We start from the raw sequence: 17,844 nt of genomic DNA on the forward strand, positions 1-17,844 counted from the left end.
GCGCGCATTGTCGCCGACAATGGCGCATGCCCGCCGAACATCCCTGCCTCACCTGCGGTGCCTGCTGCGCGTTCTTCCGGGTCAGTTTCCACTGGTCGGAAGCCGATCCCGCACTGGGCGGCCAGGTCCCTTTCGAACTGACGGATCCGCTGCGCACGCATGAGCGGGTGATGCGCGGCACCTCGCAGAAAAACCCGCGCTGCATCGCGCTGGATGCCGACATCGGCCGCTACAGCCGTTGCACCATCCACGACCGCCGGCCCTCGGCATGCGCACTGGTGCCGGCGAGCTGGGAATTCGGCGCGGCCAGTGCGCAATGCGACAAGTCGCGGCTGGCGCATGGCTTGCCCATGCTCACGCCGGCGGATTGGATCGATGTGGACGAGAGCGAGAAGAATCCCTTGCCCGCCGCCTGAGCGGCCTCAGCCGAACTGCTGCCAGAGTTTCTCGAACTGCAGGCCGAACACGCGCACCAGGTTGGCGTCGTCGGTGACCACCAGGTTCTCGTCGTTCTTGTCGGTCGCGCTGCGGGTCCAGTTGAAACTGCCGTTGGCCAGCAGGCGTCCATCGACCAAGGCGAACTTGTGGTGCATGTGGTACGGCGCGCCATCCAGCCGCACCGGCACGCCATGGTCGCGCAGGCGGGCGATGTCGCTGCCGCTGTCGTGCTGCTTGTCGTTGTCGCTGACCACGCGCACCTGCACGCCGCGCGCATGGCATTCCAGGATCGCGTCGGTCAGGCGATCGTCGGCGATGGTGAACACGCAGATGTCCAGCATCTGCTTGCAGCCGCGCATCAGGTCGCGCAGCCGGCGCAGGCAGGTGTCGCCCGGCGAGAAATACGAGCTCGATACCACCGGCGCAGCCGCGTTCGCGGCATCCAGTGTCTTCACCACCTGTTCCAGCCAGCGCAACACGTCCAGTGTTTCCGCGGGCGTGGCCAGCATGACCTCGCGGGCGATGTCGAACGCGCGGTTGCGCAGGAAGCGCACCCGCCCCGCATCCAGCTGCACGCCGAGTTCGCGCAGTTGCAGCTTTTCGTCCGCGTCCAGGGTGAAGTCCTGCGCGGATTCGCGCAGGCTGCGATCCAGCGCTTCGAAATCCATCACGCATCACCCGCCAGCGGATGCGCATCCAGCGGGTGCCTGTCGAGAAACCGGCGAATCGCCGGTACCAGCACCTCATGCTTGTCTTCCAGCACGTAGTGCCCGGCATCCTCGAACTCGCTCACCATCGCACGCGGCAAGGCCTTGCGGAAGCCGGCCAGGAAATGTTTGTCGAACACGAAATCGCGCAGGCCCCAGCCGATGAAGGCCGGACGATCCGCGTAGCCCGGCAAGGCCCTGGCGGCCGCCTGAACGATCGGCATCGCCCGGTCGCCGGCATCCAGCGGGATGTCCTGCATGAAGCGCAGGGTGCTGATCGCCTGGTTCCAGCCGTCGTAGATGCCGGCATACGCGGCACGCACGTCCTTCGGCAGCGACCGGGTGGTGCCGAACCACGCCGCGCCGCGCGCAAACAGGTTGAAGCGGCGGATCAGCCAGCCGCCCGGGCGCGAATCGCGACCCATCGCCAGCCGCCTCGGGAAACGCTTGCTGGCGGGCAACGGGAACGACGCGGTGTTGGTGATCACCAGCCGCTTCACCCGCGACGGATCGCGCAGCGCCCAGCCGAAGCCGATCATCCCGCCCCAGTCGTGCACTGCCAGCGTCACCGGCCCGCTCACGCCCACGTGCTTGAGCAATCCATCGAAGTCGTCGATCCGCGATTGCAGGGTGTAATCGTAATTCGGCGATGCCGAAGCCGCATCGTCCGGCCGATCCGACAGGCCCATGCCGACATGGTCGGGCACGATGCAGCGGTAGCGATCACGCAAGCCGTTGACCAGGTGCCGCCAGTAGAAACTCCACGACGGATTGCCGTGGAGCATGACGATCACCTCACCGTCGCGCGGACCTTCGTCGAGGTACGACATGGCGATGCCGGGTCGCACTTCGAAGCGTTGCGGGGCGAAGGGGTAGTCGGGGAAATGCATGCGCGGCTGGATCCTGCGCGGGGCGGGCCGCGTGGCCGCACAGGATACCGGCGCGGGCCATCTCGACCAATTGCCGATGGCAAGCCACCGCTGGCACGGCGAGAATCCCCGCATGGCCTTCGACGCATTCGCCCTGATCCTGACCATGCTCGGCATCGGCATGCTGTTCGCGCGCCTGCGCGTGCTGCCGGACAACGCCGGCGAAGTCCTCAACCGCATCGTCCTGCTGGTTTGCCTGCCGGCGGCGGTGCTGACCTACGTGCCGCGGCTGCACATGGACGCGTCCCTGCTGGGCATCGCCGCCACGCCCTGGCTGCTGGCCGCGGCCACCGTCGGCCTGGTCACCCTGGCCAGCCGCTGCCTGCATTTCCGCCGCGACGAACATGCGGTCCTGCTGCTGTGCGTGGCGCTGGGCAACAGCAGCTTCATCGGCTATCCGATGGTCCACGCGCTGCTGGGCGAACACGCGCTGCCGTACGCCGTGGTCTACGACCAGTTCGGCATCTTCGTGCTGCTCTCGACCTTCGGCCTGTACGTGCTCGCCCGCTACGGCGGCGACGCTCCGCCGACCCTGCGCACGGTACTCATGCGCATGCTCCGCTTCCCGCCGCTGTGGGCACTGCTGCTGGGCTTGACCGTGATGCCGGCCGAACCGCCCACGTGGATCGCCGGCGGCCTGCAACGGCTGGCCGATGCGCTGCTGCCGCTGGTGATGCTGGCGGTCGGCCTGACCATCCAGCTCAAGCTGCCGCGCGACGAAGTGAAGCCGCTCGCGGTGGGGCTGGTGTTGCGCCTGATCGTATTGCCGGCGCTCGCCTTGCCGCTGTCGCTGGCCTTCGGCCTGCAGGGCGCGATGCTGCAGGCGAACGTGCTGGAGTCCGCGATGCCGAGCATGATCACCGCCGCTGCGCTGGCGATCTCGCATCAGCTCGCTCCACGGCTGGCGGCAGCGCTGGTGGGTTACGGGATCTTGCTGTCGCTGGTGACGCTGCCGGCGTGGGCATGGGTATTGCAGCGCTGGGGCTGATCATATTCAGCAGCGGCAGCCGCCCACCCGTTTCCGGTTGTCGGCCTCATCCGCGACAGCCCGCCAGCAGGTCACGTGTCGGCATGCGCGCGGTGGTATGCACGTCGAACACGCCAAGCACGGTGGAAAACAGGTCGTCGTGGCTGGCGGGACGGCCGGCACGCGTTCGCAGGCACTTCAGGTCCAGCCCGGTGTCTGCAGCGAATCCGGGCGAGAACCACATCAGCATCGGCACCCGCAACTGCTCCTTCGGCGCGATGGGATACGGCATGCCGTGCAGATACAGGCCGTTTTCGCCGAGCGATTCACCGTGATCGGAGACGTATAGCAGCGCGGTGTCGTAGCCATCGATCCGGTGCAGACGCTCGATGGCCGTCGCCAGCACATGGTCGGTGTAGAGGATGGCGTTGTCGTAGGCGTTGGTGACCTCCTCGCGCTTGCAGTCACCCAGCTCGGCGGTGTCGCAGGTCGGCACGAACTGGCGGAAGCGCGCGGGGTAACGCTGGAAATAGCTTGGGCCGTGATTGCCCAGCATGTGCAGGACGAGGATCCGGTCGCCACCTTGCGCCTGGCCTGCAGGCAGATCCTTGAGCAGGACTTCATCCAGGCAGCGCAGGCCGTCGCACAGCGCGGGATCCCCGGCGTCGGCGACCGACTCGAAGGGCAGGCCACGGCACACGCCCTTGCAGCCGCTCTGGTTGTCGCGCCACAGGACATCCACGCCGACGCGGTCGAGGACATGCAGCAAGGACTCGTGACTGCGGATTTTCCCCTCGTCGTACAGGCTGCGCCCGAACGGCGAGAACATGCAGGGCAGCGACACTTCGGTGCTGCTGCCGCAGGCCTGGACGCTGCGGAAGTTGACCGCATCGAGGCGCTGCAGCTGGGGTGTGGTCTGGCGTGCATAGCCGTTCAGGCCCCAGTTTTGCGCCCGCACGGTTTCCCCCACCACCAGCACCAGCAGGCGCGGTTTGCGGGTGGCTGCCGACGGCAGCTGGCGGGCGTCTTCGGCCACTGGCAGCAACGGCGCATCGCTGGCGGCAGGATTGGCGAAGGCAAGATGGGCAAGGCCGTACAGATAGTTCGCAGGCGTGACCAGATAGCGCACTTCACGCTGGTTGCGCATGAGCGCCGAAAGATCCTTGAAGGCCACCGCCGCCCCCACCATCATCAGCACCCACATCACCAGCAGAAAGCCGGCGCGCACCATCGCGCCCTGCAGCAGCGGCCGGCGCAGCAGTTGCAGTCGCCAGACCAGAAGACTCGGCAAGCCGGCAAGCAACAGCATGTGCTGGCCAAGCCTCCAGGTCAGCAACTCGCGCGATTCGGCCCAGTCCGTATGCAGCACGTTGCGCAGCATGTCCGCATCCAGATAGACGCCATACGACTGCATGTAGTACGTGGTGCCGGCTGTCACGGACAGCAGCATCACCAGCGCGGGCTTGGCCCAGCGCCCGTGCAGCAGCAGCCCCAGCAGCAGGCCATGCGCGCCGAGCAGCAGGGGCAGCAGCGCCAGCGCCAACCGCCACTGACCCATGCCGCGAGGAAGCGCGGCTGACCAGAACGACAGGTTGGCCGTGAGCGCAAAAAAGACACTGGCCAGCAACACCAGCATTTCGACGGTCATCCGTGGCCAGCGTGATCCGGATTGCCGAACCGCAGGGATGACGCCCGGGAGACGCCACGGCACGCTGCTCATGCCATGTCCTGCGCAAGCATCCGCTGGTACAGACCCTGCGCCACGCACCAGCAGATCGCAGCAGCGAACAAGTCATGCGAAAGGAAGTGCGCTCCGCGCAGCTGTTGAGCAAGGCCGAAGACCAGCCCGGCACCCAACCCGATCAACAACCCGGCATGACGCCGGGCCGGCCTGACAGTGGAGAAGAAAAAGAACAGCGCCAGCCATGCATAGCCGGCACTGGCATGGCCGGCCGGAAAACAATGCCCCGGCATGCCGACGCCGGGGCTCAGCAGGTCGTGCCACGCATGGGTGCCGCCATAGCGTGCCAGGTCCCAGGGGCAGTCCAGCGGGCTGATCGATTTCAACAACGACACCAGACTTGTGGCCAGCAGCACCGCCAATGCCAGATAGCCCAGTGGCAGGCGCCAAGCTCGCCACGCCGGCCGGACCAGTGACACCAGCCAAGCCAGCAGCACCGCGAGCCAGGCCAGCGCCGATACCCGCCGCGCGCCGACATGCAGGACCGATTCGACCAGCCAGTGCGATTGCAGCGACCAGCGCCCGCCTTCCCATGCATACAACCGGTCGGTCCACCACAGATCGCCGCGCAGGCCGATCAACAGCACCGACGCCAGCAGCAGCGCGACGAGCGGCCATTGCGACTCGGAGAAGCGCTGCACACCGATGGAAACGCGGACATGACTGGACATGCCGCACAGATTCCGCGCCGGCGCGTCGGAAGCCGGTCGCCTGGAGGTCGGAAGGCCGTCGCGAACATGTCGGAACGCCATCGGAACCCCGCAAGAATCCGGTTAACCTGCGGGCAACGAAACTCCGACATTCTCCGCCGCACAATCTGCGATTCGGCGGTTCTCCGGGGTACTGCATGCGCTTGCTGGTCATCGAAGACAACCGCAACCTGGTCGCCAACCTGTTTGCCTATTTCGAACCCCGTGGCCACGTGCTGGATGCCGCCCCGGACGGCATCACCGGCCTGCATCTTGCGCTGACGCAGTCCTACGATGCGCTGATCCTGGACTGGATGCTGCCGCGGATGAGCGGCCCCGAGGTGCTGCGCAAGCTTCGCGAAGATCTCCACAGCGAGCTGCCGGTCATCATGCTGACCGCGCGCGACGAGCTGTCCGACAAGGTCACCGGCTTCCGCGCCGGTACCGACGACTACCTGACCAAACCGTTCGAGTTTCAGGAACTGGAGTTGCGACTGGAAGCCCTGCAGGCACGCCGGCAAGGGCGCGGGCACAGCCGCCTGCTGCAGGTGGAAGACCTGCAGCTCGACCTGTCCATCCTGGAGGCCCGGCGCGGTGGCAAACCGGTTCGCCTGTTTCCCGCCGGTCGCAAATTGCTGGAGGTGCTGATGCGCGCCAGCCCCGCGGTGGTGCCCCGCGAGCGGCTCGAACAGGCGCTGTGGGGTGAGCAGCCACCGGACGGCGACATGCTCCGTTCGCACATCTACGAACTGCGCCGCGAAGTGGATGGCCCCTTCGATGTGAAGCTGATCCAGACCGTCCCGCGCGTGGGCTATCGCCTGGCCCGCACCACCACCCCGGACGGCCACTGATGCCACTGCGCCAGCCGCACAGCCTGCACCATCGCATCGTGCTGTGGCTGCTGGCGTTCGCGCTTGCGCTGACCGTCGCGGTGATAGCGCAGGGCACGGTGGTCATCGAGTATGTCGAGCGCATCGTCTGGCGTTCGATGCTGATGGCGGAACTGGACCATTTCATCCAACGCAGCAGAAACAACCCCGGCTACCACTGGGACGAAACCGCAGGCTTCGTCATCCATGTCGGTGCGGACGATCCCGACCTGCCCGTCGAGTTGCGCGGGCTGAAGCCGGGGCTGCACGACGACATTCTCGTCGCTGGCACCAACCATGTGGCGATGGTTCACGACGACGCCGGTATCCGCTACGCCCTGGTGATGGATATCGAGCAGTTCGAGATCGAGGAATCAGGCTTCGAACTGCTGACCCTGCTGGCCGCTGTCCTGTTGCTGCTGGCGGTCAGCGTGGCGGCGGTGTTCGGTGTCCGCCGCCTGTTGGGCCCCTTGCAACAACTGGCCGAGCGGATCGGCGGCATTCGTCCGGAAGATGGCCTGGAACGGATCGAGCTGGAGCCGAATGCCGGTTCCGAGCTGCAGGTGATCGCCGATGCGTTCAACGATTACCTGCAACGCAATGCGCAATTCGTCGAGCGCGAGCGCACCTTCGTCAATACCGCCAGCCACGAGTTGCGCACGCCCGTGGCGGTGATCAACGGCGCTGCCCAATTGGCCTTGCAGGCGGATGCCGACCCGACCATGAGCCGGCTCCAGTTGCAGCGGATCCAGCGCAGCGCGCGGGAGATGGAGCAACTGATCGAACTGCTGCTGGCGTTGGCCAAGGATCCCGAACGGCTGACCAGGAACAGCCAGGCGTTGTCGATGGACACGCTGTTGGCGCAGATCGTCGAAGACCATCAGTACCTCACCGCAGGCAAGTCGCTGCAACTGCAGCTGACGACATCGCCACACTGCGAGATCCACGCACCCGCAGGGATCGTTCGCGCAGCCGTGGGCAATCTGCTGCGCAACGCCATCGAGAACAGCGACACAGGCGTGATCGACATTCGGTTGCAGGACGCCACCGTGGTCATCCGCGACCCCGGCCATGGCATGAGTCCCGAACAGATCAGCGCGCTATACACACGCATGGCGCGCGACAGCGGGCGTCTTGCCGACTCGGGCATCGGACTGGAGTTGATCGCGCGCCTGTGCGAACACGTCGGCTGGCACCTGGAACTGCGCCCGGACTCGCCCCGCGGCACCATCGCCACGCTGCAATTCAAGCGCTAGCGAGCCAGCCGCTACGCGCAGCGGAAGAACCGCGAATACCTCCCCGTCGTTACCTTGCGGATACTGCGGATTGGCAGCTGTTTTTTCCTTAGGCGGCGTGTTGACCACCGCAAGGAAGATAAACAGCACTTGTTTTCTTAAGTGCCCGGAAGCCCGGCGGTAACGAAAGAAATTTGCAGAAACTATCTGTATCGAGCGGCCGCTCTTACCAGACCACTTCCGCCATCGAGCAATTCAGCCCCGAACCAATCCCCAGCAGGGCAACCCGATCACCCTTCTTCAGGCGACCCATCTCGCGCAGCTTCGACAGCACGATCGGCACCGATGCCGGCCCGATGTTGCCATGTTCGCCGAAGATGGTCAGCACCTTGCGCGGATCGATGCCGATCGCCTTGGTGAAAGCGGCGGTGTGGACCTTGCTGACCTGGTGGATGACGAACTGGTCGAGCTCCTCGGAAACCCAACCCAGCGCATGCTTGGCGGCGATGAAGGTCTTCTGCGCCAGCTTGACGCCTTCGATCAGCAGCAGGCGGGTATCGGTGACCATGCCGTCCAGGTTGCCGCGGCACAGCTTGTTCCACTCGGTCGCGGCGCGGGTGACGCCTCCCTTGTAACGCGGCGCGCCCGGGACCAGCTCGGCGCGGGCCAGCACCATCGCGGCGGCGCCGGAGCCCAGGGTCAGGGTGGCCAGTTCGTTGCGGAACTGCTCTTCGGTGGCGTCGTCGCGGCCCAGGCGCTCGAGGGTCTTCTCGTAGGCGAGGTTGGCGGTTTCGCCATCGACGATCAGCGCGTATTCGATCTCGCCGCGCTCGATCATCCGGCTGGCGATGTCCATGCCGTTGATGAAGGCGAGGCAGGCGTTGGCCACGTCGAAGTTCTGGCAGAGATCCGACAGCCCCAGGTTGCCGCTGACGATGGACGCCGTGGACGGCTCCAGGTAATCGCGACTGACCGAGGTATTCACCAGCAGGCCGACCTTGTCCGGGTCGATGCCGGCATCGGCCAGCGCCTTGATCCCGGCCAGCGTGGCCACGTCGGAGGCCAGCACGTTGTCTTCCCACAGGAAGCGCGAATGGATGCCGGCGATCTCGCCGAGCACGTCGGTCTTGATGCCGAGGCGGTCCATGGTGGGGCGAAGGCGTGCGTTGATCTCAACCGAGGTCAGGCGGCGCGGAGCATCGATATGGGCCAGGCCGGCGATGGCAACGTGTTGGAACAGCATGGGCGCGGACTTCAGGGACGCGGAGACGCGGGAACCTGACAGGATAACGGGTTAGCCCGGCGCTTGCGCGAACAGCGTTTGCGGTTCCGCAGCGTGGAACATGCGCCTCAGCGCGCGCAGCGCCACAGGGCCCAGCGCTGGGAGCCGTCCATCGGCTGCCCAAGCGGGCTGATGCTGTCCGCGCCCACGCCGGGGGCTTCGTTGCGGGCCAGGGTTTCAAGTTCGTCGCGGACCTGCGCCTCGCTGCGCTCGTAGAAGCCGACCTTGTGCCGGACCGAGACCTCGGCCTCGCCGCGTTTCTCGCAGGACGGTGCGCTGGCCAGCACCTTCACCTTGGTCGCGCTGGGAGCCATGTGCACGAAGGTGCAGGCGGACAGGGACAGCACGCAGCCCAGCATCAGGATCGAACGCATCGTCGGTACCTCGTCAAAAAGAAAGCCCGCCGAGTGTGGCGGGCTTCCTCGATCACTTGCTGAACGGCTCGCTTACTTCTTCGCCACCGGCTTGCCGTCGGCGTCGAGGATGGTGACCTCGCCCAGGTTCAGCGCGCGCACGACCTGCTCGGTCTTGCTCAGGTCGCCCACGACCACCCAAGTCAGCGCGTTCGGATCAAGCGCCTTGGCGGCCGCATCGACCTGTGCCGGAGTCATCGCCTCGATCTCGGCCTTGCGCTTGAACACGTAGTCGTCCGGGCGGCCGTACAGCAGGTTGCTGCCGATCGTGCCCATCACCGACGCCGCGGTCTCGTACGCGCCGGGCAGGCTCAGGGTCAGGATCTTCTGCATGCCGCTGACTTCCTCGGCGCTCGCTCCCTGCTTGCCGCTGGCGAAGTCGGCGATCTCGCGCTTGATCTCGGCGACCGACTCGGCGGTCTTGTCGATCTGCACCGGCGCGGACGCCGTCCACATCCGCGGGCCGACCGAATTGCCGGCACCGCTGCGCGCACCGTACGACCAGTGCTTGTCCTCGCGCAGGTTCATGTTGAGGCGGGCGGTGAAGTCGCCGCCGATCACCATGTTGGCCATGTCGAAGGCGACCGCGGCCGGATCCATGCTGGACGGTGCCAGCTGGGCGGCCACGATGTTCGCCTGCACCGCACCAGGCTGGTCGATCAGGAACACGCGCGGCTTGGTCTGGGCGGCAACCGCCGGGACCTTCGATACCGCCGCGGCATTGCCGGTCGCCTTCCAGTCGCCGAAGTGCTTTTCCAGCACCGGCACGATCTCGCCGAGGGTGGTGTCGCCCACCACGACCAGGGTGGCGTCCTGCGGGCGCAGCGCACCGCCGTGGTAAGCGACCAGGTCGGCGCGGGTCAGGCCGGCGATGGATGCCTCGGTGCCGCTGCCGGTGCGCGGTGCGCCGTACGGATGATCAGCCCCGTAGACCAGGCCCGGCACCACGCGCTGGATGATCCCGCCCGGGTTCGCCTTCTCCTGCTTGATGCCGGCAATCCACTGGCCCTTCACGCGGTCGATCTCGGCCTGATCGAAGCGCGGCTTGCGCAGCATGTCGGCGTACAGCGCAACCGACGGCTCCAGGTTCTGCTTCAACGAGGACAGATAGGCGCTGCTGCTGTCCAGGCTGGCGCTGGCACCCAGGTTGGCACCCAGCGATTCGGCACGGTCGGCGAACGCCAGCGCGTCGAGGTCGCCCGCACCTTCGTCCAGCAGGCCCATCGCGAAGCTGGCGGTGCCGAGCTTCGCCGCCGGGTCGGCCGCCTGGCCACCACGGAACTCGTAGCTCATCTGCACCACCGGGATGTCGTGGCGCTCGGCCAGGACGACCTTGGTGCCGTTCTTCAGGGTGGCGCGCTGCAAGCTGGGGAACTTCAGGTCGGGGAAGCTGGCGGTGACCGGCACGCCGGCCTTGCGGTCGACCGTACTGGCGGTGGTCTTGTACTTGGCATCCACCGCCGGCAACTTGAACGGTGCCGGGGTGACCGCCGGTTCTTCGGGAATGTCGACGCGCTTGCCCGGATTGACCACCAGGGTGTAGCTGCCCTTGCCGGCACCGAGCCAGGTGTTGCCGGTGCCGCGCACCGAGGCCGCGGTGGCATCGCCCAGGGTCTTGAGGCTGTCGCGGAAACAGCCCGGATCACCGGTGTAAACGGCGCACTCGGCCAGCGCGTCGGCCTTGCCGCCGAAGCCGCCGATGCGTTCCACGCCACGGATCCAGCCGGCCTGGATGCTGGTGCGTGCGCGCGCCAGTTCATCCGCGGTCGGGCCGTCCTTGAGCAGCTTCTGCAGCTCCTCGTCGATCGCCGCCTCGACCTTGGCCACGTCCACGCCTTGCTTGACCGCGGCGGTGATCATGAAATTGCTGCCCAGCTGCGAGCCGAACGCCGATGCGCCGACGTTGTCGACCAACTTGTCCTGGTGCACCAGGCGACGGTCCAGGCGCGACGACTTGCCGCCGCCCAGCACCTGCGCGAACACCTGCAGACGGTCGAGGTCCGGCTGGCCGTATTCGGCCACGTTCCACATCCGGTAGATCCGCGACTGCGGGACGTTGTCGGTCATCTCGCCGCGGCTGTCGCTGGTGTGCGCGGCCACGTCCACCTTCGGCTGGGCCATGGTCGGACCGGCCGGGATGTCGCCGAAGTACTGGGTGACCTTCGCCTTCGCGGTGGCCAGGTCGATGTCGCCGGCCAGCACCAGCACCGCGTTGTTCGGGCCGTACCAGGTCTTGAACCAGGTCTTCACGTCCTCCAGCGAGGCCGCGTTGAGGTCGTTCATCGAACCGATGGTGCTGTGGTTGTACGGGTGGCCCTTGGGATACATGGCCTTGCCCAGCACGTCCCAGACCTGGCCGTAAGGCTGGTTCTGGCCCTGGCGCTTCTCGTTCTGGACCACGCCGCGCTGCTCGTCCAGGGTCTTCTGGTCGATCGCGCCGAGCAGATGGCCCATGCGGTCGGATTCCATCCACAACGCCATGTCCAGCGCGGTGGTCGGCACGTTCTCGAAGTAGTTGGTGCGGTCGGAATTGGTCGTGCCGTTCTGGTTGGTGGCACCGACCTGCTTGAACGGGCCGAAAAATTCGCCCGGGTTGTTCTCCGAGCCATTGAACATCAGGTGCTCGAACAGGTGGGCGAAGCCGCTGCGGCCGGCCGGCTCGTCCTTGCTGCCCACGTGGTACCAGACGTTGACCGCCACGATCGGCGCCTTGCGGTCGGTGTGCACGATCACCCGCAGGCCATTCGGCAGGGTGAAGCTCTCGTAGGCGATGTCGACCACCGGGGCAGTGGCGGCCTGCGCCTGCGGCGCATAGGCACCGGCGGACATGGCGGTGGCGAGGGCAACGGCGAGCACGGCGGGACGGAACACGGACATGGGCAACTCCTGGGACGGACACGGGACAGCGAACCGTCGATGTTAGCCCCCGCGGCCGGCCGATACACTAGGCCGGAAGCCACCCGAGGAGCAGCACATGGCCCGTACCGCCCTGGTCACAGGCGCCAACCGCGGCATCGGCCTGGAATTCGTCCGCCAGTTGCTGGCGCGTGGCGATCACGTGGTCGCCGCCTGCCGGCATCCGGGAAAGGCCAGCGCCCTCAACACGCTCGCCGGCGACTATCCCGGCCGCCTGCACGTGCTGCCGCTCGACGTGGCCGATGCGAAATCGCGCGCCAGCCTGCTGCACGACCTGCCGTTGGTGCTGGGCGACGACGGCCGCATCGACCTGCTGCTGAACAACGCAGGAGTACTGCATTCCGGCGAGCGCTTCGGCCATGTCGAGCAGGCCGTGCTCGACGACAGCCTGCGGATCAATGCGATCGGTCCGTTCCTGCTGGCGCAGGCGTTGGCTCCTTTGCTTCGCGATGTCACCGACGCGGCCGGGGGTGCGGTCAATTCGCTCCCCGATACTCGCTCGGTTGACCGCACCCCCGGCCACGCCGACGACACCAAGCTGCCCAGCACCGTCATCGCCAACATCAGCTCGCAGCTGGGATCGATCACGAATACGACCCGCTTCGGCACGCCCAGCTACGCCATCAGCAAGGCCGCGCAGAACATGGCCAGCGCCTTGCTCGCCCAAGCGCTGGCCGAGCGCGGCATCGTCGTCCTCGCCCTGCATCCGGGCTGGGTGCAGACCGAGATGGGCGGCGCTCAAGCGCAGGTTACACCGGCCCATGCGGTGGCCGGGCTGCTGCGGGTGATCGACGCCGCCACGCCGGCGCAGTCCGGCAGCTTCCTCGACTGGCGCGGCGAGTCGTTGCCGTGGTGAGCGTGGGTCACTGATGTTCCACGTCATCCTGCATCGTCCCGAAATCCCGCCCAACACCGGCAACGTGATCCGCCTGTGCGCCAACACCGGCGCGCAGTTGCACCTGGTGCGCCCGCTGGGGTTCGACATCGACGACAAGCAGTTGCGCCGCGCCGGACTGGACTACCACGAGTACGCGCGCATGCAGGTCCACGACGACCTCGATGCGGCGCTGACCGCAGTCGCCCAGGCGAACGCCGAGCCGCCCCGCGTGTTCGCGCTGTCCACCCGCGGCAGGATTCGTTTCGATGCTCCGGCCTACCGGCCGGGCGACGCGTTCCTGTTCGGTAGCGAAACGGCCGGGCTGCCGCAGGCCACCCTCGACGCTATCCCAGAGGCACAACGCCTGCGCCTGCCGATGCGCCCGGGCAACCGCAGCCTCAACCTGTCCAACAGTGTGGCCGTGGTGGTGTTCGAGGCCTGGCGGCAGGCCGGCTTCGATGGTGGTGCCTGAGCGGCGCGACCCTGACCAGAACGAACCGGAATAGTTCCTGTACCGATGAGTTTTGTATTCATGCCGGGTTGTGATCCGCTGCCCAGAATGCGCCCACGTCCTGCCTCCTGGCCGGGCGCAATAACAACAACTCAATGAGGTTTCCCCCATGAAGCGTTCACTGCTTGCGCTGACCCTGCTGGCCGCCCTCCCCTTTGCCGCCTCTGCGGCCGACGGCCTGTCCTACAACTACGTCCAGGGCGGCTACACCCACATCAATTCCGACATCAACGCCAAGGGCTGGGCACTGGAAGGTTCCGCCGCGATCGCCCCGAACTTCCATGTGTTCGGCGGCTACAACGCAGTAAAGGCGGATACCGCCATCCTGATCCCGGGCGGCGGCACCCAGAAGCCGAAGCTCGACCAGTGGAAGCTGGGCGTGGGCTACAACCACTCGATCTCGGCCAACACCGATTTCGTCGGCACCGTGGCCTACCAGAAAGCCGAGGCCAAGCTGGCCGGCGTGAGCACCAACCTGGACGGCTATGCCGCCGAGGCCGGCGTGCGCAGCGCCTTCGGTTCGCGCTTCGAGGGTTACGCCTTGGCCGGTTACGAAGACGGCGACGATTACGACGGTGACGCCTACGGCCGCCTTGGTGGCCAGGTCAAGATCAACGCCAATTGGGGCGTGGCCGCGGACGTGAAGTTCGCCGATGGCGACACCCAGTACTTCGTCGGCCCGCGCATTACCTGGTAAGCGATCAACGCAAGACCGGCCGGTTCTCGAGGGAATCGCCACGAAAACGCCCGGCGCATGCCGGGCGTTTTTCGTTGGTGGCCACCGGGATCAGGCGATCCTTGCCACTGACATCATGATGTCATCCCATCACGATGCGATGATGCGAACGACACTTGACCTGCCAGATGACCTGCACTGCATCGCCACCAGCCTGGCACGCCACAACAAGCGCAGTCTGGGGCAGATCGTGGCCGAACTGTTGCGGTTGGGGCTGGAAGCGCGGGCGGCACTGACCAACCGCATGGCCGAGCCGCAGACGTTCTACCGCATCGACGCACTGACGGGCTTGCCTGTGGTGCGTTCACCAAGGTCCATCACCGATGAAGACGTGAAGGCACTGGAAGACGAACCGTGAGTCCATCCGCCGAGCCGGTCTGGCTACTGGATGGCAACCGTGCTGATTGCGCTGGCGGACGAAGCGCATCTGCACCACACCGCCGCCAGAACCTGGTTTGCCGCACGTGCGCGCCTCTTTGCCACCTGCCCGATCACTCAAGGCACGCTGCTTCGCATGCTTCTGAACGCAAACGGCAAGCACAGCGTTGCGGGCGTCGTGGCAACCATGCGCGGCTTCATCGAACACCCGCGCCACCGCTTCTGGCCGGACGCCATCGACTACCTGCAGGCGGACTGGAAAGGCGTGCTTGCCCACCGACAGGTGACCGCCATCTGGCGTCGCTGGCGCGCAGCAACGGCGGTCGTTTGGCAACCTTCGACCAGGGCCTGGCCGCGCTGCATCCGGACGTGACCGAGCTGATTCCGCCGGTCTGACCCTGCAGGATCAGTCGAACAGCGACTGCGGGTATTCCGCCTTGCGCTCGCGCGCCATCAGCCTCCTGAGGCCTTCGGCGGGAGTGATGTCGCCATGCAGGACATCGCGCACGTTTTCGGCGATGGGCAGTTCGATGCCGTGGCGCTGCGCCAGCCGCATCACTTCGTCCGCGGTCTGGATCGATTCCACGACTTGCCCGATCGCGCGGACGGCATCCTCGATCGACTGGCCACGTCCGAGCGCCAAGCCCAGGCGACGATTGCGCGAGAGGTCGCCGGTGCAAGTCAGCACCAGGTCGCCCAGCCCGGCCAAGCCCATCAAGGTTTCCGGGCGGCCGCCGATGCCGATGTTGAGCCGCAGCATCTCGTTGAGGCCGCGGGTGATCAGGCCTGCGCGCGCATTGAGGCCCAGGCCCATGCCATCGGCCACGCCGGTGGCGACGGCCAGCACGTTCTTCATTGCGCCGCCCAGTTCGGCACCGCACATGTCGTCGCCGGTGTAGGCGCGGAACGCGGGGCCATGCAGCGCATCGGCGACCTGCTGGCAGAACACCGCATCCTCGGAATGCACGGTCAAGGCGGTCGGCAGTCCTTCGGCCACTTCCTTGGCGAACGACGGGCCGGTGACGACCGCCAGTGGCACGTCATCACCCAGAACTTCGCCCGCGACCTCGTGCAGGAAGCGCCCGCTGCCGGGCTCGAAGCCCTTGGTCGCCCACGCCACGCCCGCACCCGGCTCGCGCCATGGCGCCAGCGCGCGCAAGGTTTCGGCAAAGGCATGCGAGGGGACGACGACCAGGACCAAGTCGGCATCGGCCATCGCCTCGGGCAATGCGGTGGTCGCGCGCAAGGTGCCCGGCAGCGGAATGCCGGGCAGGTAGCGGGGGTTCTCGCCGTTCGCTTCGATCGCGGAGATCGTGCCAGCATCGCGACCCCACAGCACGGTCGAATGACCGTGCCGTGCGATCAGGGCGGCCAGCGCTGTGCCCCAGGAGCCCGCGCCAAGCACCGCAACCGATGGGCGAGTGGTCGCGTCCAGCTGATGCCCTATCGGCATCAGCTGCGACCTCGAGCGCCCGGCCGTGGACGGCCGGGCCGCTCGCTCCGCCAGCCCTGATGGCTGCGCCATGGAAGGCCGCGGATCATATCGACGTTACGCGTTGCCGGCGGTTTCGGTGTTGGCCAGCTCGCCGCCGGCCTGCTGCGCGGCACGCTGGCGCAGGGTTTCGCCGTACAGCGCATCGAAGTTGATCGGCTGCATCGGGAACGGCGGGAAGCCGCCTGAGACGATCAGCTGACCGACTGCCGCGGAGGCATACGGGTACAGGATGTTCGGGCACTGGGTGCCGAGCATCGCGTCGAGGATGTGATCTTCGAACCCGCCCAGGCCGAACACGCCGGCCTGCTCGACTTCTGCCAGGTACGCAGTGCGGCCATTGATGGTGCAGGTCAGGGTGATGCCCAGGCTGACTTCGAAGGCGTTGTCGGCCAGGCGCTGGACCTTCTGGTTGAGCTTCATCTGCAGGTCCGGCTGGCCCTGTTCGTTGAACACCTGCGGCGCGTTCGGCGCTTCGAAGGACAGGTCCTTCACGTACAGCTTCTCGACGGTGAAGGTCGCGCCTTGCGGCTGGGCGTCGGCGACCGGGGCAGCGCCGTTCAGGATTTCGTCGGACATGGTGGCTCCAGGAATTGCACATGGATGCGCGGTGGGGCGCGCGGAAAATGAAGACAGCGATTATCGCACCGCGAGGCGCTTGCTGCCTGAGTTGGGGCGGCCGGGCGGTTTCGCAAGCGCCGGACGCTGCCGACGCGCCGGATCAGCGGCCCTTGACCAGCGGCAGGTCTGCGCCCTGCCAGGCCTGGACGCCGCCCTCGAGCACGTTGATGTTGGCGAAACCGGCCTTGCGCAGGCGCTTCGCCGCACCGCTGGCGGTCTCGCCGGACTTGCAGACCAGCACCACCGGCAGCGCTTTTGCGGGCGCCAGGTGCTTGTTCTCGGGATCGAACTGGGCCATCTGCACGTTCTTCGCGCCGGCGATGTGGCCCTTCTCGAAGTCCGCGGCGGGACGCAGGTCGATCACCAGGGCGTCGTCGCGATTGATCATCCCGGTCAGCTGCGCGGGTCCGACCCGGCGGAAACCGCTGAAACGGCCGGCGATCTCGTTGTAGAGGATGGCCAGGGTGATGCCGGCCAGCGCCAGCGAGAGGATCGGGTGGCGGCCGGCAAAGGCGACCAGTTCGGCAAACGTCACGGCAATGACCGGGTGGTGCGGGGCGTGGATTGTACCCGTGCCGCGCTCAATCGCCCTGCCACAGATCCGGCAGGCCGCTGAGCAGCCACCAGGTCTTGGCCGGCTCGTCGTAGCGCCAGCGCTCGCGGTAACGGACCGTGCGCTCGGTCAGGGTATTGCGATTGATCACCCCGATCTCGACATCGCGGACCATTACGCCATCGGGTTCGACGGTGCCGCCCATGTCGCGATAGGTGGAAATCTGCACCTGCTTGTAACGGGAGAAGTCGATGTCGGTGAGCGGCTTTTCCTTGCGCAACTTCGGATCGACCAGGGTCCACGCACCCTCGAAATCGCCCCAGCGGATCGCCGCGGAATAGGCGTACTGCACTTCGTCCAGCGCGCTGCCCTTGCTGGCGTGCGTTTTCGGACAGCCCGCGAGCAGGGCCAGGCAGCACAGCAGCAGGCAGCGCAGCAGCAGTCGTGGCATCGCGGTTCCTCCGTTGGGTGCCCGCATCCTAACCGCTCG

20 protein-coding genes are annotated in these 17,844 nt (G+C 66.7%); 9 read left to right on the plus strand and 11 right to left on the minus strand.

The window, feature by feature from the left end:
- Positions 1–26 precede the first annotated feature (26 nt).
- Entirely contained in the window at positions 27–416 is a 390-nt protein-coding gene (locus H9L16_RS04225; RefSeq protein ID WP_187553322.1) for a YkgJ family cysteine cluster protein, read from the plus strand.
- A 6-nt stretch (positions 417–422) separates the two neighbouring features.
- Here H9L16_RS04225 and H9L16_RS04230 read toward each other — a convergent pair whose 3' ends face one another.
- Both H9L16_RS04230 and H9L16_RS04235 read right to left on the minus strand, forming a co-directional pair.
- Positions 423–1,106: a phospholipase D-like domain-containing protein gene (locus H9L16_RS04230; RefSeq protein ID WP_187553323.1), complete on the minus strand. Its 684-nt coding sequence runs from the start codon at positions 1,104–1,106 to the stop codon at positions 423–425.
- Positions 1,106–2,035, minus strand: a complete 930-nt coding sequence (locus tag H9L16_RS04235; RefSeq protein WP_187553324.1) for an alpha/beta fold hydrolase — start codon at positions 2,033–2,035, stop codon at positions 1,106–1,108. The genes H9L16_RS04230 and H9L16_RS04235 overlap by 1 nt, the downstream gene beginning before the upstream one ends.
- 112 nt (positions 2,036–2,147) lie before the next feature.
- Between H9L16_RS04235 and H9L16_RS04240 the strand changes: the two genes are divergently transcribed.
- Positions 2,148–3,062 carry an AEC family transporter gene (locus H9L16_RS04240; RefSeq protein ID WP_187554044.1) on the plus strand — a complete coding sequence of 305 codons (915 nt, stop codon included), beginning with the start codon at positions 2,148–2,150 and terminating at the stop codon, positions 3,060–3,062.
- A gap of 46 nt (positions 3,063–3,108) precedes the next feature.
- Here the strand turns inward: H9L16_RS04240 and H9L16_RS04245 are convergent, their stop codons facing one another.
- Positions 3,109–4,689 (minus strand): phosphoethanolamine transferase, encoded by a 1,581-nt coding sequence (locus tag H9L16_RS04245; protein ID WP_229796540.1) that lies wholly within the window; start codon positions 4,687–4,689, stop codon positions 3,109–3,111.
- 68 nt (positions 4,690–4,757) lie between these two features.
- Entirely contained in the window at positions 4,758–5,453 is a 696-nt protein-coding gene (locus H9L16_RS04250; RefSeq protein WP_187553326.1) for a phosphatase PAP2 family protein, read from the minus strand.
- A 176-nt stretch (positions 5,454–5,629) separates the two neighbouring features.
- Between H9L16_RS04250 and H9L16_RS04255 the strand changes: the two genes are divergently transcribed.
- Entirely contained in the window at positions 5,630–6,322 is a 693-nt protein-coding gene (locus H9L16_RS04255; RefSeq protein WP_187553327.1) for a response regulator transcription factor, read from the plus strand.
- A complete protein-coding gene (locus H9L16_RS04260; RefSeq protein WP_187553328.1) occupies positions 6,322–7,596 on the plus strand; it encodes a sensor histidine kinase in 1,275 nt (424 codons plus the stop codon). The genes H9L16_RS04255 and H9L16_RS04260 overlap by 1 nt, the downstream gene beginning before the upstream one ends.
- 205 nt (positions 7,597–7,801) lie before the next feature.
- Here the strand turns inward: H9L16_RS04260 and H9L16_RS04265 are convergent, their stop codons facing one another.
- The 3 genes from H9L16_RS04265 to H9L16_RS04275 form a co-directional block, all read right to left on the minus strand.
- Positions 7,802–8,818, minus strand: coding sequence for a 3-oxoacyl-ACP synthase III (locus H9L16_RS04265; RefSeq protein WP_187553329.1), 1,017 nt, complete (start codon positions 8,816–8,818; stop codon positions 7,802–7,804).
- Between the two features lie 107 nt (positions 8,819–8,925).
- Positions 8,926–9,231, minus strand: a complete 306-nt coding sequence (locus H9L16_RS04270) for a DUF4156 domain-containing protein (RefSeq protein WP_187553330.1) — start codon at positions 9,229–9,231, stop codon at positions 8,926–8,928.
- A gap of 72 nt (positions 9,232–9,303) precedes the next feature.
- On the minus strand, positions 9,304–12,147 hold the full coding sequence (locus tag H9L16_RS04275; protein WP_187553331.1) for a M16 family metallopeptidase: 2,844 nt from the start codon (positions 12,145–12,147) through the stop codon (positions 9,304–9,306).
- A gap of 97 nt (positions 12,148–12,244) precedes the next feature.
- Between H9L16_RS04275 and H9L16_RS04280 the strand changes: the two genes are divergently transcribed.
- The 5 genes from H9L16_RS04280 (at position 12,245) to H9L16_RS04300 (ending at position 15,061) form a co-directional block, all read left to right on the plus strand.
- On the plus strand, positions 12,245–13,042 hold the full coding sequence (locus tag H9L16_RS04280) for an SDR family oxidoreductase (RefSeq protein WP_187553332.1): 798 nt from the start codon (positions 12,245–12,247) through the stop codon (positions 13,040–13,042).
- A 13-nt stretch (positions 13,043–13,055) separates the two neighbouring features.
- Positions 13,056–13,535 carry a tRNA (cytidine(34)-2'-O)-methyltransferase gene (locus H9L16_RS04285; RefSeq protein ID WP_187553333.1) on the plus strand — a complete coding sequence of 160 codons (480 nt, stop codon included), beginning with the start codon at positions 13,056–13,058 and terminating at the stop codon, positions 13,533–13,535.
- A 148-nt stretch (positions 13,536–13,683) separates the two neighbouring features.
- Positions 13,684–14,271 (plus strand): diffusible signal factor-reguated Ax21 faimly protein, encoded by a 588-nt coding sequence (locus H9L16_RS04290; RefSeq protein ID WP_187553334.1) that lies wholly within the window; start codon positions 13,684–13,686, stop codon positions 14,269–14,271.
- 142 nt (positions 14,272–14,413) lie between these two features.
- A complete protein-coding gene (locus H9L16_RS04295) occupies positions 14,414–14,668 on the plus strand; it encodes an antitoxin (RefSeq protein WP_187553335.1) in 255 nt (84 codons plus the stop codon).
- A 30-nt stretch (positions 14,669–14,698) separates the two neighbouring features.
- A complete protein-coding gene (locus tag H9L16_RS04300; RefSeq protein WP_229796541.1) occupies positions 14,699–15,061 on the plus strand; it encodes a PIN domain-containing protein in 363 nt (120 codons plus the stop codon).
- A gap of 33 nt (positions 15,062–15,094) precedes the next feature.
- Here the strand turns inward: H9L16_RS04300 and H9L16_RS04305 are convergent, their stop codons facing one another.
- The 4 genes from H9L16_RS04305 to H9L16_RS04320 form a co-directional block, all read right to left on the minus strand.
- Positions 15,095–16,141 carry an NAD(P)H-dependent glycerol-3-phosphate dehydrogenase gene (locus H9L16_RS04305; RefSeq protein WP_187553336.1) on the minus strand — a complete coding sequence of 349 codons (1,047 nt, stop codon included), beginning with the start codon at positions 16,139–16,141 and terminating at the stop codon, positions 15,095–15,097.
- A 96-nt stretch (positions 16,142–16,237) separates the two neighbouring features.
- The gene (secB, locus tag H9L16_RS04310) at positions 16,238–16,759 is read right to left on the minus strand and encodes a protein-export chaperone SecB (RefSeq protein WP_187553337.1); all 522 of its coding nucleotides are present in this window, start codon (positions 16,757–16,759) and stop codon (positions 16,238–16,240) included.
- A 142-nt stretch (positions 16,760–16,901) separates the two neighbouring features.
- Positions 16,902–17,336, minus strand: a complete 435-nt coding sequence (locus H9L16_RS04315; protein ID WP_187553338.1) for a rhodanese-like domain-containing protein — start codon at positions 17,334–17,336, stop codon at positions 16,902–16,904.
- Between the two features lie 46 nt (positions 17,337–17,382).
- On the minus strand, positions 17,383–17,805 hold the full coding sequence (locus H9L16_RS04320) for a hypothetical protein (protein WP_187553339.1): 423 nt from the start codon (positions 17,803–17,805) through the stop codon (positions 17,383–17,385).
- Positions 17,806–17,844 lie beyond the last annotated feature (39 nt).

This window comes from Thermomonas carbonis, from assembly GCF_014396975.1.
Classification (GTDB): Bacteria; Pseudomonadota; Gammaproteobacteria; order Xanthomonadales; family Xanthomonadaceae; genus Thermomonas; species Thermomonas carbonis.

Coding starts and splice junctions, on each gene's coding strand:
- H9L16_RS04225 (WP_187553322.1), top strand. CDS start 27: ATGCCCGCCGAACATCCCTGCCTCACCTGCGGTGCCTGCTGCGCGTTC.
- H9L16_RS04230 (WP_187553323.1), bottom strand. CDS start 1,106: ATGGATTTCGAAGCGCTGGATCGCAGCCTGCGCGAATCCGCGCAGGAC.
- H9L16_RS04235 (WP_187553324.1), bottom strand. CDS start 2,035: ATGCATTTCCCCGACTACCCCTTCGCCCCGCAACGCTTCGAAGTGCGA.
- H9L16_RS04240 (WP_187554044.1), top strand. CDS start 2,148: ATGGCCTTCGACGCATTCGCCCTGATCCTGACCATGCTCGGCATCGGC.
- H9L16_RS04245 (WP_229796540.1), bottom strand. CDS start 4,689: ATGACCGTCGAAATGCTGGTGTTGCTGGCCAGTGTCTTTTTTGCGCTC.
- H9L16_RS04250 (WP_187553326.1), bottom strand. CDS start 5,453: ATGTCCAGTCATGTCCGCGTTTCCATCGGTGTGCAGCGCTTCTCCGAG.
- H9L16_RS04255 (WP_187553327.1), top strand. CDS start 5,630: ATGCGCTTGCTGGTCATCGAAGACAACCGCAACCTGGTCGCCAACCTG.
- H9L16_RS04260 (WP_187553328.1), top strand. CDS start 6,322: ATGCCACTGCGCCAGCCGCACAGCCTGCACCATCGCATCGTGCTGTGG.
- H9L16_RS04265 (WP_187553329.1), bottom strand. CDS start 8,818: ATGCTGTTCCAACACGTTGCCATCGCCGGCCTGGCCCATATCGATGCT.
- H9L16_RS04270 (WP_187553330.1), bottom strand. CDS start 9,231: ATGCGTTCGATCCTGATGCTGGGCTGCGTGCTGTCCCTGTCCGCCTGC.
- H9L16_RS04275 (WP_187553331.1), bottom strand. CDS start 12,147: ATGTCCGTGTTCCGTCCCGCCGTGCTCGCCGTTGCCCTCGCCACCGCC.
- H9L16_RS04280 (WP_187553332.1), top strand. CDS start 12,245: ATGGCCCGTACCGCCCTGGTCACAGGCGCCAACCGCGGCATCGGCCTG.
- H9L16_RS04285 (WP_187553333.1), top strand. CDS start 13,056: ATGTTCCACGTCATCCTGCATCGTCCCGAAATCCCGCCCAACACCGGC.
- H9L16_RS04290 (WP_187553334.1), top strand. CDS start 13,684: ATGAAGCGTTCACTGCTTGCGCTGACCCTGCTGGCCGCCCTCCCCTTT.
- H9L16_RS04295 (WP_187553335.1), top strand. CDS start 14,414: ATGCGAACGACACTTGACCTGCCAGATGACCTGCACTGCATCGCCACC.
- H9L16_RS04300 (WP_229796541.1), top strand. CDS start 14,699: ATGGCAACCGTGCTGATTGCGCTGGCGGACGAAGCGCATCTGCACCAC.
- H9L16_RS04305 (WP_187553336.1), bottom strand. CDS start 16,141: ATGCCGATAGGGCATCAGCTGGACGCGACCACTCGCCCATCGGTTGCG.
- secB (WP_187553337.1), bottom strand. CDS start 16,759: ATGTCCGACGAAATCCTGAACGGCGCTGCCCCGGTCGCCGACGCCCAG.
- H9L16_RS04320 (WP_187553339.1), bottom strand. CDS start 17,805: ATGCCACGACTGCTGCTGCGCTGCCTGCTGCTGTGCTGCCTGGCCCTG.